At 39.2% G+C, this 13,819-nt stretch carries 12 protein-coding genes and 2 pseudogenes; 7 read left to right on the top strand and 7 right to left on the bottom strand.

What is annotated here, in order from left to right:
- Nucleotides 1-357: 357 nt before the first annotated feature.
- Complete coding sequence (locus tag CA730_RS14440; protein WP_096668279.1) at nucleotides 358-558, bottom strand: hypothetical protein; 201 nt, start codon at nucleotides 556-558, stop codon at nucleotides 358-360.
- Nucleotides 559-1,539: 981 nt separating this feature from the next.
- On the opposite strand from CA730_RS14440, the gene rimO reads away from it, so the two are divergent.
- From rimO to CA730_RS14415, 5 genes are all read left to right on the top strand, one after another.
- Nucleotides 1,540-2,895 (top strand): 30S ribosomal protein S12 methylthiotransferase RimO, encoded by a 1,356-nt coding sequence (rimO, locus tag CA730_RS14435; RefSeq protein WP_096668277.1) that lies wholly within the window; start codon nucleotides 1,540-1,542, stop codon nucleotides 2,893-2,895.
- A gap of 65 nt (nucleotides 2,896-2,960) precedes the next feature.
- A complete protein-coding gene (locus CA730_RS14430) occupies nucleotides 2,961-4,520 on the top strand; it encodes a DEAD/DEAH box helicase (RefSeq protein ID WP_096668275.1) in 1,560 nt (519 codons plus the stop codon).
- A 353-nt stretch (nucleotides 4,521-4,873) separates the two neighbouring features.
- Nucleotides 4,874-5,728 (top strand): bile acid:sodium symporter family protein, encoded by an 855-nt coding sequence (locus CA730_RS14425; RefSeq protein WP_096668273.1) that lies wholly within the window; start codon nucleotides 4,874-4,876, stop codon nucleotides 5,726-5,728.
- Nucleotides 5,729-5,791: 63 nt separating this feature from the next.
- Nucleotides 5,792-6,133 (top strand): DUF1622 domain-containing protein, encoded by a 342-nt coding sequence (locus CA730_RS14420; protein ID WP_096668271.1) that lies wholly within the window; start codon nucleotides 5,792-5,794, stop codon nucleotides 6,131-6,133.
- Between the two features lie 42 nt (nucleotides 6,134-6,175).
- On the top strand, nucleotides 6,176-6,613 hold the full coding sequence (locus tag CA730_RS14415) for a YidH family protein (RefSeq protein WP_096668269.1): 438 nt from the start codon (nucleotides 6,176-6,178) through the stop codon (nucleotides 6,611-6,613).
- A 99-nt stretch (nucleotides 6,614-6,712) separates the two neighbouring features.
- Here the strand turns inward: CA730_RS14415 and CA730_RS25175 are convergent.
- The 4 genes and pseudogenes from CA730_RS25175 to CA730_RS14395 form a co-directional block, all read right to left on the bottom strand.
- Nucleotides 6,713-6,988, bottom strand: a pseudogene (locus CA730_RS25175) (transposase); the annotation flags it as partial.
- Nucleotides 6,989-7,463: 475 nt separating this feature from the next.
- Nucleotides 7,464-7,757, bottom strand: a pseudogene (locus tag CA730_RS14405) (DUF4277 domain-containing protein); the annotation flags it as partial.
- Nucleotides 7,758-8,090: 333 nt separating this feature from the next.
- Complete coding sequence (locus CA730_RS14400) at nucleotides 8,091-9,452, bottom strand: AtzE family amidohydrolase (RefSeq protein ID WP_096668267.1); 1,362 nt, start codon at nucleotides 9,450-9,452, stop codon at nucleotides 8,091-8,093.
- A 7-nt stretch (nucleotides 9,453-9,459) separates the two neighbouring features.
- Nucleotides 9,460-9,648 carry a DUF4089 domain-containing protein gene (locus CA730_RS14395; RefSeq protein WP_096668265.1) on the bottom strand — a complete coding sequence of 63 codons (189 nt, stop codon included), beginning with the start codon at nucleotides 9,646-9,648 and terminating at the stop codon, nucleotides 9,460-9,462.
- Nucleotides 9,649-9,946: 298 nt separating this feature from the next.
- Between CA730_RS14395 and moaA the strand changes: the two genes are divergently transcribed.
- Nucleotides 9,947-10,933 (top strand): GTP 3',8-cyclase MoaA, encoded by a 987-nt coding sequence (gene moaA / locus CA730_RS14390; RefSeq protein WP_096671544.1) that lies wholly within the window; start codon nucleotides 9,947-9,949, stop codon nucleotides 10,931-10,933.
- Between the two features lie 95 nt (nucleotides 10,934-11,028).
- Here moaA and rpsD read toward each other — a convergent pair whose 3' ends face one another.
- Nucleotides 11,029-11,637 (bottom strand): 30S ribosomal protein S4, encoded by a 609-nt coding sequence (rpsD, locus tag CA730_RS14385; protein ID WP_096668263.1) that lies wholly within the window; start codon nucleotides 11,635-11,637, stop codon nucleotides 11,029-11,031.
- A 322-nt stretch (nucleotides 11,638-11,959) separates the two neighbouring features.
- Between rpsD and CA730_RS14380 the strand changes: the two genes are divergently transcribed.
- On the top strand, nucleotides 11,960-12,451 hold the full coding sequence (locus tag CA730_RS14380) for a hypothetical protein (protein WP_231939843.1): 492 nt from the start codon (nucleotides 11,960-11,962) through the stop codon (nucleotides 12,449-12,451).
- Nucleotides 12,452-12,545: 94 nt separating this feature from the next.
- On the opposite strand, the gene hetR is transcribed toward CA730_RS14380, so the two are convergent.
- Complete coding sequence (hetR, locus tag CA730_RS14375; RefSeq protein WP_096668259.1) at nucleotides 12,546-13,445, bottom strand: heterocyst differentiation master regulator HetR; 900 nt, start codon at nucleotides 13,443-13,445, stop codon at nucleotides 12,546-12,548.
- Nucleotides 13,446-13,819 lie beyond the last annotated feature (374 nt).

The following is a 13,819-nucleotide window of genomic DNA, read 5'->3' as shown; positions in this document are numbered from 1 at the left end:
TCTATCAGAGACATCCTGGTAATGCTTCTCTGACACCTTCTCGTTGTGTCCACACCAAGCCGACACTATTTTCTCATCACGTCCTAAATCAAAAATTTGATGAGTAATGAATGTGTGTCGAGTGTTGTAAGGTGGCAGGTATTTTGTCAACTTACCCTGTTTTATCAAAGTAGGTATTATTCCTTTAAGTTTGCGCTGCTCATGCCCTCTCCAATGACAACCTGCTAATACTTCATTTAAAATCTTTAAATCACGTGATTTAAAGACTACATCATTTTCATTACCGTCCTGTTGTGGTAATGACTTTAATAATTGCCATAATTCACCATTTTCGGGTAATGGGAATATTCGTATTAACTATTTACCGCGCTTTAATTCGATTTGCAATTGTTCTATTATCTCAACTGCTTTTGCTCTATTGCTAGGGGTATCAGACAGTTGTAATCCTTTCCTAATCTGACTTATGCCTGGGAAGTATTGTCTAGGGAAGTTTACCTTGAGTCTGTTTTTTTCAGACATTAGACCGATAGAACCTTTGTCAGCTTTAGCTTTTGCCATAATACTCAAGTGATACTCAATTAGTGAAAATCAGTTATTCAATAACTATGTAATGAGTGTTATAGCATAACCATATCAGTTTAAACCAACTGATATAAGTCCGCGTCTTTAATTTACTTGTCACAGTCTGGAGTTCTTGCCTATCCCCACTCTCCAGACGAGGGGGTAACAAAATGGCATCAATAACTAGACAGGAAGAATCAAACAAAAAATGTAGATTCTCTAGGCATTACAGCCTTCCGCCTTTTATACTAATAATATAAGTTGCTTTAGGGAACAGAAAACAGGGAATAGATGATTGGTAATGGGTAATTAGTAATTTTTCCCATCTCCTTGCCCCTGACCCCACCTTTTTATGGTCAAATTATTGCCTCCTCCTGAAGATATAAATTAACTTTCAACCTTCCATAAGATATGTTAAGATAGAATCTGATGACAAGAGAAGTTTGCCACTCACAAGATGTAAGGCAGCTTCCCGGCATTTAATTGCAAATGTCCGAGTAGCATTACTGCTTGATAGGCGTAGTCGCCAATGCGATTTCCCCAGTTGGGTAGCGGCTTCTCACAACAGACCTCTTGGTCGGCTTCCCAACGGGTAAATTAACAACGCCCACGCTGCGGTAATGCAAAATACCATTAAGCGAATTGTTAAAAATATAATGAGTGTCGGACTTACCCAAAGACACTTAAAGATTACCCTGGGAAACAAATTAGTAGAAGTATCATAATATGACCCCTATCAACATGATAGCTGAAGGTCGTAATCTGGCTTTTACTAGTTAAAGTTGCTAGTTATATAGGTTAAATCTGGTAATTAGTAGCGGGTAGTTGGGTGGAAATTATAGCAGGAGTCAAAAGTCAGGAGTCAGGAGTCAGGAGTAAAACCCGCTTCATTTTCCTGGGATATTTTGGTGTTTGCATATTCCTAAGCCAACGCTTGAATGTTAATTAACAAGGAAAAACGGAAGATCTATTCAAAATATGGTTGAAAAGCCAACAATTGCCATTTCTCACCTGGGCTGTGAGAAAAATCGAATTGATACAGAACATATGCTAGGACTGCTAGTAAATGCAGGCTATGGCGTAGATAGTAACGAAGAAGTAGCAGATTACGTAATTGTCAATACCTGTAGTTTTATCGAAGCGGCTCGACAGGAATCAGTAAAAACCCTAGTAGAACTAGCGGAAGCCAATAAAAAAATCGTCATTACTGGCTGCATGGCACAACACTTTCAAGAACAATTATTGGAAGAATTGCCAGAAGCAGTAGCGGTAGTGGGGACAGGGGATTATCACAAAATTGTTGATATCATCGAGCGAGTAGAACAGGGAGAGAGAGTTAAAGAAATTACTGCCGAACCTACCTATATTGCCGATGAAACCACACCCCGTTATCGGACAACCACTGAAGGAGTAGCTTACCTGCGAGTGGCAGAAGGCTGTGATTATCGGTGTGCATTTTGTATTATTCCCCATTTGCGAGGAAACCAGCGATCGCGTACCATTGAATCAATAGTCGCCGAAGCCCAACAACTGGCAAGTCAAGGTGTCAAAGAAATAATACTCATTTCCCAAATCACCACCAATTACGGCTTAGATATTTACGGGAAACCCAAATTAGCCGAATTGCTGAGGGCATTAGGCAAAGTAGATATCCCTTGGATTAGGATGCACTACGCCTATCCCACCGGACTCACACCAGATGTAATTGCTGCCATCCAAGAAACCCCCAACTGTTTACCATATTTGGATTTGCCTCTCCAACATTCCCATCCAGAAATTCTCCGCGCCATGAATCGTCCTTGGCAAGGGCAAATTAATGATGGGATTATGGAACGGCTGAAAATTGCCCTACCATCAGCAGTGCTAAGAACCACATTTATAGTTGGTTTTCCTGGAGAGACGGAAGCACATTTTCAACATTTATTAGAGTTTACAAAACGACATAAATTTGATCATGTTGGTGTCTTCACCTTCTCACCAGAAGAAGGAACTCCCGCCTACAATCTACCCAATCAAATTCCAGCAGAAGTGATGACGGAACGCCGTAATCAACTAATGGAATTACAACAGCCAATTTCCTTCCAGAAAAATCAGCAGGAAGTCGGCAAAATAGTTGATGTCCTGATTGAGCAAGAAAATCCTGAAGGTGGAGAATTAATCGGTCGTTCCGGCAGATTTTCTCCCGAAGTTGATGGTCAAGTCTATGTTAAAGGAGAGGCTAGGCTAGGAACCATCGTCAAAGTAGCAATTGAAAGTGCCGATGCCTATGACCTCTATGGTCAAGTTATCAATAGTGATAGATTATCTTCCTATCTGCTATCTGCTGTTGTATAAGACTTAATTTACAAATAAGTATCGGTTCACAAGTTCAAAATTCACAATCAAATCTAGGAGCATTAATGAATTTATCATTTCAAGAATTAGGTATTTCCCAAGAACGGGCTGAACTGTTAGCAAACATGGGTTTTTCTGAACCTACAAATATTCAAACCCAAGCAATTCCTCAACTCTTAAATGGTCGGGATGTAGTTGGTCAATCCCAAACAGGAACAGGTAAAACCGCAGCTTTTTCTCTACCAATTTTAGAAAAACTAGATCCCAGCTTAAAAGCTGTACAAGCAATAGTTTTAACCCCAACTCGTGAGTTAGCAATTCAAGTTCACGCTGCTGTTTCCCAATTTATTGGTAACAGTTACTTGAAAGCAGCGGCTATTTACGGTGGTCAATCAATTGACCGCCAAATTATGCAACTCAGACGTGGGGCGCAAATCGTTGTTGGGACACCAGGACGGGTCATAGACTTACTAGATCGTGGTAACTTGAAATTAGATCAAGTCAGATGGTTTGTCTTAGATGAAGCTGATGAAATGTTAAGCATGGGCTTCATTGACGATGTAGAAAGAATTCTTTCTCAAGCCCCTGAAGAACGCCAAACAGCATTATTCTCAGCCACAATGCCACCATCAATTCGGATGTTGGTCAATAAATTTTTGAATTCACCGGTAACTGTCACCGTTGAACAACCCAAAGCCGCACCGAATAAAATCAATCAAGTGGCTTACATGATTCCCCGTCATTGGACAAAAGCTAAAGCCTTACAACCAATTCTGGAAATGGAAGATCCAGAAACAGCTTTAATCTTTGTTCGCACTCGACGCACAGCCGCAGAATTAACCAGTCAATTGCAATCTGCTGGTCATAGTGTGGATGAATATCATGGTGATTTATCCCAACAAGCCCGGGAACGCCTATTAATCCGTTTCCGTAACCGTCAAGTGCGTTGGGTGGTAGCCACTGATATTGCAGCTAGAGGTTTGGATGTTGATCAACTTTCTCATGTAATCAACTTTGATTTACCCGATAGCGTTGAGACTTATGTTCACCGGATTGGTCGGACTGGTCGGGCTGGAAAAGAAGGAACGGCAATTTCTTTAGTTCAGGCATTTGAACGCCGCAAACAACAGGCATTTGAACGCCATAACCGTCAAACTTGGCAGATTCTGTCTATTCCTACCAAGGCACAGATTGAAGCCCAACATATCCAGAAGTTAAGAGGACAAGTTGCTGAAGCTTTAACTGGGGAAAGGTTAGCTTCCTTCTTGCCCATTATCAGCGAAATGATTGAGGAATATGATGCTCATGCGATCGCCGCTGCTGCTTTACAAATCGCCTACGATCAAACCCGCCCCGCTTGGTTACTATCAGGAGTAGACCTACCTGTTGAGGAAAGCCCAACTCCCAAACCCAGAATCAACAAACGTGGTGATAGTGGCGAACGTGAACGCAGTTCCGGTGGTGGTCGCAGTGGTCGTTCCTCTTGGTCAAAAGAAGGTAGAGGCAACGACGACAGACGCAGCAGCGGTGGCGGTAGTCCTAAACCCAAGTTGAAAATCACTCACCATGAGTCTTCTCCTAGTCCTAGCAATCATAAGTTAGGTTTACCAACAGGTAGAGAATAGATGGGTTGTCAGTGCATCGCCATAACAACCTGTTAATAAGCTGATTTTTAAAGCCACTTTCACCTACAGATTCAAACCTGCGGGCTTGAAGGTGGCTTTAATGATTAAATGACATCAATTTTTGTTGGTGCAAGATGTCAGGTAGGAAGTTGGGAGCAATAAAGCTTATTACCAGAGATAGTAATAGGGGGTTGTGTTTAGAGATATCATAAGACCTTGTGGTAAGTGGGAAACTCAGTCACTTTAGTGCTGAGAGGAAAACGACTCGTGCGGTTAAAACCGCTTTTTAAACCCTGGCGATCGCTTTATTTCGTTTCATATCTTTCTAGGGAGCAAGTTATGTAGTGAAAGCCATGCACCATCCTTTACTGCTGATTTTCGCTAAAATCACGATTTTTTCTCTAATGTTAGCCATAGGCAGCAATCTCTGTTTTGAAGAAATGCTCTCCCTGTGGCGAAAACCGGCTTTACTATTCCGGGCGCTTTTAGCCGTTGTGGTGCTGGTTCCTTTAGTGGTTATTGTCCTGCTAAAATTGTTTAACTTACCCCCAGAAGTAATCACAGGATTAGCCTTGTTAGCGGCTTCTCCAGGTGCGCCTCTGACCACAAAAAGAGCGCAAAAGGCTGGAGGTAGATTCTGTTACGCAGCCAGTCTTCAGCTAACCCTGGCCATACTTGCAGTCTGCGTTACTCCCATCACCTTGGGGATTTTTTTCAGCCTATTTCAGCATCTTGTAGAAAAAGTGACAATTTTAGAAGTCGCTAGACAGGTGATCATGGTACAGTTGTTGCCTGTCAGTATCGGTCTGTTGCTGCAAAAGTTTATTCCTAAATTTGCCGAAAATATCGCCCAACCTTTAAATTTTATTGCTGATATTCTTTTATTACTGCTGGTTATTTTGGCTGGTATTTTAGGGATTCCCCTATTTTTTAAAGTTTGGGGATTACCAATGGTTGTGATTACAATCATGATAATTGTTTCTCTAGCAATAGGACACAGTTTAGGAGATCATAATGATGATACACAACCAATTTTAGCAATTTCCTGTATTGCTCGTAATGTGGGATTAGCCTTGTTTACCGCTATTTTGAATGACGTACAACAACAGGTAATTCCCACACTCATAGCTTATGTAATTTTGGGAGCAGTTCTAGGTAGTTTTTACTCAATTTGGAATAAACGCAAATTAGAGAAACAACCTACTTAATAAATGCAATTTTTCAATTCCTCTCTGCGCCTCTGCGCCTCTGCGTGAGAAAAAAGCTAAATTATGGCATTATTTGAACAGCTAGAGAGCGGGTTAGCATTTTTTGTGACTTTGCTCAAATTCTTACTAGAGTTAATTTCTGTTTTTTGTATTTTATTGGGTGTATTAAAAACCGGAAAAATAGCAATTTCTCTGAACCATAATCATAGTCAAAACCGATTTCTGCAAATCCGGCTCAACTTTGGAATTTGGCTAGTGCTGGCATTAGAATTTCAATTAGGAGCAGATATTCTGTCTACAACCTACCATTCAACCTTTGAGTCTCTGGGAAAATTAGGAATTGTTGCCTTAATTAGAACTTTCCTCAATTATTTTCTGACTCAAGAACTCAATAAGCAACAATAAAAGTAATTATTCAGAGGTAATTTACAGGCACATCTTACCACAATGAGTCAGCCACCCATAAACCCAGAAACACCTGAACAACTTTCTACCAACGATTTAGCAGCAGATAGAACAGAACTAGCTAAATACCGCAGTCGAGCGGCAGCAGACCGCACATTAATGGCGTGGATACGCACCTGTCTTTCCTTAATTGGTTTTGGCTTTGGTATTCCCACTATCGTTAGGGCGATTGAAAATACTCGTCTGAGTCATCACCTAAACCCAGTCAGATTTTCAGTGATTGTGGGGTTGTCTTTTATTGTTACGGGAATGTTGGGAATGGTTTTAGGGTTAAGAGAACACCGTCAGTTACTTAAACAAATTCAAAATAACCGCTATACCTACGAAACCTCTCACAGTGCGGAAATTATCGGCGTGGCTTTACTGGTAATTGGCTTCATGAGTTTTATTGGTGTGATAATTCGGGGAATGAATTTTTAAAGATTTAAGGTGCAATTAGCTGTAAGTTAGGAAAATAGGTAGGACTTACGCAACTGGCACAAGCGATGGTGCGGCTACGCTGCACCGAGCGCCTAAAGACTAAACCATTGACATAGCAATATCTGGACGTTTTAGTTGTCCTATTAAATAATTAGAAAGCAAATTATGCTTAATTTGATAAATAGTTTGACCTGTGTTGTAAGCTAAGTTTTTTAGTCTTAGCCAAACCAACATAGCACAAGCTATATGATTTCTTTGAAGACGACCTTTGCGACACTGACATGATTCAATGCCAGTTAATTGTTTTATCTCCCTGTGAAACTCTTCTATTTTCCAACGGATTTTACACACCTGTTGTGTAACATCCATAGAACTCATTTTTTAAATAATAATTAATTTTATCGTGACTAATATTGTCTAAATGTTCTGCTAGATTAGTCATTGTGTAGTTGATTTGACTGCTAAGTAAATACTGGCAGTAATTAAGTTTAGTAAATTTCATCGTTAATTAATTTCTTAATGCACCCTATCATCATTCTCTCATAAAATTAATACCCGTCATTTATTTAATCTATTACTATTAACAATTCTCAATCAGTCTGATTCAATAACATCTTCATTATTGCAGTACACATATACTAATAATTAGCGATCGCTGTGCCAGTTGCGTAAGTCCTGGTTTAATCAAAATTAATCCTGGTAATCAAATTGCAATTAAAGAACTTACTAATCTGCTATATAATAGCAAAGATATATGGTTAAGGATGTCTACAGCTACGAGTTTATATCAAAATGCTGTTTATACAAGAAATATAGTTTTAGAAATTTTACAACTTATATTGGAAAAAGAAACTACTCTCCCCAGCTTATCATCATTCAGATATTCTGGTTTTACTCCTACACCAATTAAGTGTTCACAAGCGATTAATTCAAAGAATGTTGGGAACATATATAAAGGCTGTGACATCATGCTTAAGCCATTTAAAATCATCGCCTTTACTACTTGACCCGCACTGACTTTTTCTTCTGGTTCTGACCCTAGTAAATTATTAATTATTTCTACTATCCCAATTGAATCTACTATTCCTGCTACTATCCCCAAATGGTCAATCTTCTTCAATTCAATGTCTTTTACATTAAACATAACAACAGAAACTCCACGAAAGCATCTGTTTTGTATTTTCTCATTTTTGGAGTGAATCAGGACATCTTTTGAGGTTTTTCATCGTAATTGAGTACAAACCTTTCAATGATTTTGAACTACGTTTTCTATCAAAATAACCTTAGAACCAATAATTTTATACTTAGTCGTGAATATTTAACTGTACTTGTACCTTAATAAGAATAATTTCTATTTGGCTTCAAAAAATTCTCTCGGCAATTAGTTCTTATGTACTAAATACATCCCTTTCCTTGGGGCGTGACAGTTGTGGGTGCGGAATGTGGGTTAAAAAAGAGTTTTATTCCTAACATAAACCTATTGAATTATACCATATTTTTCTAAAATTGCTGCAACCCGTAAAATTAAAGCTTCATTATACGGTGCTGCTATCAATTGTACTCCTAAAGGTAAAGAATTTTCCTGTTGAATAGGAACAGATAAAACAGGTAAACCAATAAAAGATAATGGTTGAGTGAATAAACCTAAATGAGGACGAATCAGAATTTCTTCACCATTTAATATCATGGTTCTTTGTCCAATTAAGGGCGCAGTAATGGGTGTAGTTGGGGCAATAATTATATCTACATTTGCAAATATTTCTCTAACTTGATTTCCATACCATTTTCTAAACCGCTGCGCTTGTAAATACCAACTACTAGGAATTAATGCACCTGCTAAAAAACGATCTCGCGTCGCAAAATCAAAGTCTTGGGGACGGCTTTTTAATTTATCTAAATGTAAATTCGCTCCTTCACAAGCGGTAATTATAAAAGCCGCAGATCGGGCAATTTTTGCTTCGGGAATAGTTACATATTCACTGACATTTAAAGCATTAGCAACCTGTTGAACGGCTTTTAAAGCATCTATTTCGGCATTTTGGGTAAAATAATCATCGGCGATCGCAATTCTCAAATTAGAGATATCATGATTTATTTGTGGTAAAGATTTAGAAATCGGACGTTTTGTACAAACTGGATCTTTTTCATCTTCACCTTGTAAAACATCAAAAATTGTGGCAATATCTCGGACTGAATTGGCAAAATGACCGATATGATCTAAACTGCTAGAAAATAATTTTACACCTGCACGGGATAACCTGCCATAAGTAGGTTTAAACCCAAAAACACCACATAAAGCCGCAGGAACACGAATAGAACCGTTAGTATCTGAACCCAAAGTAAAAGGAACTAAACCCCCAGCAACCGCAGCAGCAGAACCACCAGAAGAACCTCCCGCAACACGGTTTAAATCATGGGGGTTATGAGTTGTGCCATAATGGGCATTTTCTGTGACAAATCCATAAGCATATTCATCCATATTTAACGTCCCAAGTAACACCGCACCGGCTTTTTTTAATCTCTTAATTGCGGTTGCATCTTGGGTAGCGGGGGGATTTTCAGCATTGATTTTTGCCCCTGCTAATGTTGTTAAACCTGCAATATCAAATAGGTTTTTCACTGCAAAAGGTACACCAGCTAAAACACCGGGATTTTTTCCTCCTGCAATTTCTTGATCAATATTTGCTGCATCTTGTAAAGCTGTTTCTGTGGTAATAGTTGTAAAGCAATTTAATTGATTATTTCTATCAGCAATTCTAGTTAATGCAGATTGGGTAATATCCACTGCGCTAACTTTACGTGATAACACATTTTCGGCGATAGATACAGCATCTTTCATGGTTCATTTATGGTTCAAAAATAGGTGCAATTTCCATTGATTCTGGCAAAGGGAAGTTATTGACGATTTCAGCGATATCTTTGATTTTCTCAAAATTGGCAATTACTCCATCTTTAGATTCTTCATTTATTGGTAAATCCAATAATAAAGACATTTGATGAACATATTCTTGAATCCAAAAATTATTATTTTCCATTTTTGTAAAGTAAGCATTGCTTACTAAAAAAATATATAATTATCCAAGATAAGTAATTGGACAAAAATATTTACAGTCATTGCGAGGGAAGGGAAGCAATCACAACCCTTGGAATTGCTTCATTTCACTTCGTTCCATATAGCTAACGCCACGCTTCGCTTACGCAATGACATTGTGTAATTAATTCTGTCTCAATACTTATATATTTGATTATAAATGGCTCATTTTATAATGAAGGCTCTATAATAAAATAGTTTGATTTGTAACCCCTTTTTTGAATATGACAACTAGCGATATTATAACCAAGGTGGACTATCTCCGCATCAGTTTAATTGATCGCTGCAATTTTCGTTGTCAATATTGTATGCCATCAGATGCAGAACTTGATTATATTGTCAAACAACAATTGTTAACTGATGAAGAACTGCTTACTCTCATTCAAGAAGTATTTATCCCTGTCGGTTTTACCCGTTTTCGCTTAACGGGTGGTGAACCTTTACTCCGTCCCCATATAGTTGATTTAGTTGAAAAAATTGCTCATCTTCCCCAAACCGAAGATATAGGAATGACTACAAATGGGTTTTTACTCGCTCCTATTGCTAAAAGCCTTTATGATGCAGGTTTAACAAGAATTAATATTAGTTTAGATTCTTTAGATCCACATATATTTGAAGAAATTATCGGTAGTCATGGACGTGGGCGGTGGCAACAAGTATGGCAAGGAATCCAGACTGCTTATAATGTGGGATTTGACCCATTAAAATTAAATGTAGTCGTAATTCCTGGCGTTAATGACCATGAGATTTTAGATTTAGCTGCTTTAACTATTGATAAACAATGGCACGTCCGATTTATTGAATTTATGCCTATTGGTAATGAAGGCTTATTTGTCGATCGCGGTTGGGTATCTTCAGCGGATTTACGTCAATCAATCAGTGAGCGTTGGGGCTTGACAGAATCCCAAGTTAGTGGTAACGGACCGGCTGATGTATTTCAGATTCCTGGAGCTAAAGGTACAATAGGATTTATTAGCCAAATGTCAGAATGTTTTTGCGATCGCTGTAATCGGATGCGTTTAAGTGCCGATGGTTGGTTACGTCCCTGCTTATTAAACGAAACAGGTCAAACTGACTTAAAAACCGCTTTGCGTGCTGGTATTAGCACCACTGACCTCCAAATACAAGTTAGACAAATTTTAAACATCAAATCAGAAATAAACTTTAAGCAACGCGACCCTGGTACTGTCGGCACATACACCCGTACCATGTCGCAAATTGGCGGCTAGTCAATTAAACAAATTTTAGATTTTAGATTTTGGATTGTAGATTCAAGGAAAAACAATTCCAATCCAAAATCGTAAATCCAAAATCCAAAATTGTCTTACGCTTGACGTGAGTAGTATTCCACCACGAGTAGTTCATTAACTTGTAATGCTACCCATTCCCGTTCAATTACACCATTGACCTTACCAGCCAACTTAGTTTTATCAAACTCTAAATGACTAGGAAGGTTAGCCAAACCGGGATATTGCAAGTTAGCTTCCACCAACTTCTTAGAAGCTTCTCTGTTTCTCACAGCGACTTCTTCACCAGGACGACATTGATAGCTGGCAATATTTACTGGTTTGCCATTAACAGTTACATGACCGTGATTTACCAATTGACGGGCGGCGGGGATTGTCGGAGCCATACCCATGCGGAAAACGGTATTATCCAGGCGCATTTCTAACAATTGTAGCAGCACCTGTCCGGTAGAACCAGATACTCGTCTAGCTTTACGGACATAACGCAGCATTTGTTTTTCAGTTAAACCGTAGTTCATGCGGAGTTTTTGCTTTTCCTCTAAACGGATAGCATACTCAGAGCGCTTTTTACGGTTTTGACCATGTTGTCCAGGGGGATAAGCACGTCTAGCACTCTTCCGAGTTAAGCCTGGTAATTCGCCTAAACGACGGACAATTCTGAGGCGGGGTCCTCTATATCGGGACATGAGTTTCCTTAATTTAATCCTTCTAAAATTTTATTCAGACCTACCATTATGGCATATTTCCCAAAAGCATAGACATTTTATAGCTAAATTGTCTTTTATTTACCGCTAATATTCAAAGAAATCAATCCGTCGAATTCACCACTTTTCGGTTGATTTTTGGTGATTACACCGACATTCTTTGATGGTAGAAAATTGGGACTAGATTCTACGGTAGCATAACCTTGGTGGAACCGAAAACGGTTATGTTAAAAAGCGAAAAAAAATGAGTAACTTTGGGAACAAAAAAAACAATTATTCCTTCAGAGGATTTACAGCATCATTTATGACTATAGGTGGATTACTAATCGGTAGTTTACCTACTCTAGCTGTTACCGATTCCTACGAGAATGACTATCGGGTTTGTGCTGCTCAACTATTGAGTGTGGGAATCACAGCTACATCAGCATCTCAAGATTGTGCTTCGACAATTCGCCCAAGAGAGTTATCTTCATGTGTAGCAAAAATTCATAAGCTTACACAAATCACACCTGTGGATGCCCTTTCTTCCTGTCGTCAGGCTCGCAATCCACAGGATTTAGCAACCTGTGTAGTTAGCATTAGTAAAAGTTATCAGGGTTCAGAAAATGCAGCTACCTTAACATCCTGTGGTCGCAGTTTGTTACCAGTAACCTTTGCTGAGTGTGTAGTTGGTTTACGTCGGGAAATTGATTTGAGTCCTGCTCAAGCATTAAATACTTGTATTAGTGCCAGTGAAGGATCTAGCGGTTTTGGCTCTGTGTCTACAAAGCCATTGGGTTTTAATCCCAAGCCATAGACTTTCGCCTTAACCCTCAACTCCCATGAGTAAATAGATTTACAATGTAGGGTTGGTAAATATGCCACCCTACCCAACATAAAAATTTTGTTTTCTATTCATCTTTATTACCAACAACCATCTGTAAGATCATCGGGACTCCGCCTTCTTTGTGATATTTATCACCCCAAGACCGGATAATTTCATCTAGTTCCTCCATTGCTGGCTCAATCCAATCAGGTGGAATATCCAATTCTTCCACAGCCCGCATTGTGTTTGGTTTCCGCTCTGCCCAATATTTCATCATCCGGAAATACCGAGCCGTGTCCTCGACCATTGTGTATGTACGTTCTTGATCATCGGCTGGAGCATAGAACGGACGGGTGAGAGCATAAAAGGGCATTCCCCAGGGACAATCAATGCGTGTTACCGTTCCTGAATACAGTAGACGACGCTTAATATGTTCGGCTAATGCTTCACTCAAGGGCATCTGATGGCTAGGGGGTAGCTCTTCCTGCGATCGCTTATGAAGAAAGTCAATTAACTCCATAAATTCAAATGAGGTAACTAACTTGGCATCAGGAAGATTATCTGGGAGCTTTTGCTCAATTTGTTTTTTCTCGTCACTGGTCAAACTCGTACCGGGAACGCGGGATCTTCCTGGTATCCAAGGATACTTTTCCATCCAGGCATAGGGAAGTTGAATCAGATAGCGCGGTTCTTGTGAACCCAGCATTTTGAGAAGTTTGCCTTCAGTTAAAGCAAGTCTGACTTCTTCAACAATGATTTTCACTCGTTTTGGCTCAAGGTGGTGCAAATGCCCAGTCATTCGCAGGTTTTGTCCTTGCTCTAAATAGGTCATGTAAATTGCACACTTGGCTGCTGTTGCGGCTGCATCTAAAAATGCTCCATGCCTATGGCCACTTGTACGCATCGCACTGAAGGCCAGATAAAGCATGATCTGATCCATCGCACTAGGTCCAAGACGCTTGATCAGATCGATGTCGTTGGTCATATTCTACAGACGGATAAATGGCTTGTTTACAAGTGTGATCTTGAAATCAAACTAAGAATTATACACCCAGTTGGATACAAATATTTTAAATCTAAACCTAAAATTACTGTTTGACTCGGGAATTTTTAGGCGGTAAATACTGAGGGTGTAAATTGATGGTTTCTCGTATCGGACTAACTAGCCCCTTTCCCTGGTAAACTCAAAGACTTTAGATACTCAGGGTGTTGGGATGCAGGGGTATAGGGTAAGACGGAGGAACTTTAGATTGATTTACATTTTGTATCTAACAAATTATTATAACTATTATAACTGCCTATTCCTGAAATATCTACATATTTTCCAAGAATTTTTCGGTAATGGGTAATTTTAATTCC

Origin of the sequence: Dolichospermum compactum NIES-806 (assembly GCF_002368115.1) — a bacterium.
Taxonomy (GTDB): domain Bacteria; phylum Cyanobacteriota; class Cyanobacteriia; order Cyanobacteriales; family Nostocaceae; genus Dolichospermum; species Dolichospermum compactum.
The sequence above is the reverse complement of the archived record's forward strand: the minus strand, read 5'-3'. Positions and strand labels throughout refer to the sequence as shown.

Excerpts from the sequence above, each read along its gene's own strand:
- CA730_RS14440 (WP_096668279.1), bottom strand. The coding sequence starts at position 558 with ATGGCAAAAGCTAAAGCTGACAAAGGTTCTATCGGTCTAATGTCTGAA.
- rimO (WP_096668277.1), top strand. The coding sequence starts at position 1,540 with ATGGTTGAAAAGCCAACAATTGCCATTTCTCACCTGGGCTGTGAGAAA.
- CA730_RS14430 (WP_096668275.1), top strand. The coding sequence starts at position 2,961 with ATGAATTTATCATTTCAAGAATTAGGTATTTCCCAAGAACGGGCTGAA.
- CA730_RS14425 (WP_096668273.1), top strand. The coding sequence starts at position 4,874 with ATGCACCATCCTTTACTGCTGATTTTCGCTAAAATCACGATTTTTTCT.
- CA730_RS14420 (WP_096668271.1), top strand. The coding sequence starts at position 5,792 with ATGGCATTATTTGAACAGCTAGAGAGCGGGTTAGCATTTTTTGTGACT.
- CA730_RS14415 (WP_096668269.1), top strand. The coding sequence starts at position 6,176 with ATGAGTCAGCCACCCATAAACCCAGAAACACCTGAACAACTTTCTACC.
- CA730_RS14400 (WP_096668267.1), bottom strand. The coding sequence starts at position 9,452 with ATGAAAGATGCTGTATCTATCGCCGAAAATGTGTTATCACGTAAAGTT.
- CA730_RS14395 (WP_096668265.1), bottom strand. The coding sequence starts at position 9,648 with ATGGAAAATAATAATTTTTGGATTCAAGAATATGTTCATCAAATGTCT.
- rpsD (WP_096668263.1), bottom strand. The coding sequence starts at position 11,637 with ATGTCCCGATATAGAGGACCCCGCCTCAGAATTGTCCGTCGTTTAGGC.
- CA730_RS14380 (WP_231939843.1), top strand. The coding sequence starts at position 11,960 with ATGACTATAGGTGGATTACTAATCGGTAGTTTACCTACTCTAGCTGTT.
- hetR (WP_096668259.1), bottom strand. The coding sequence starts at position 13,445 with ATGACCAACGACATCGATCTGATCAAGCGTCTTGGACCTAGTGCGATG.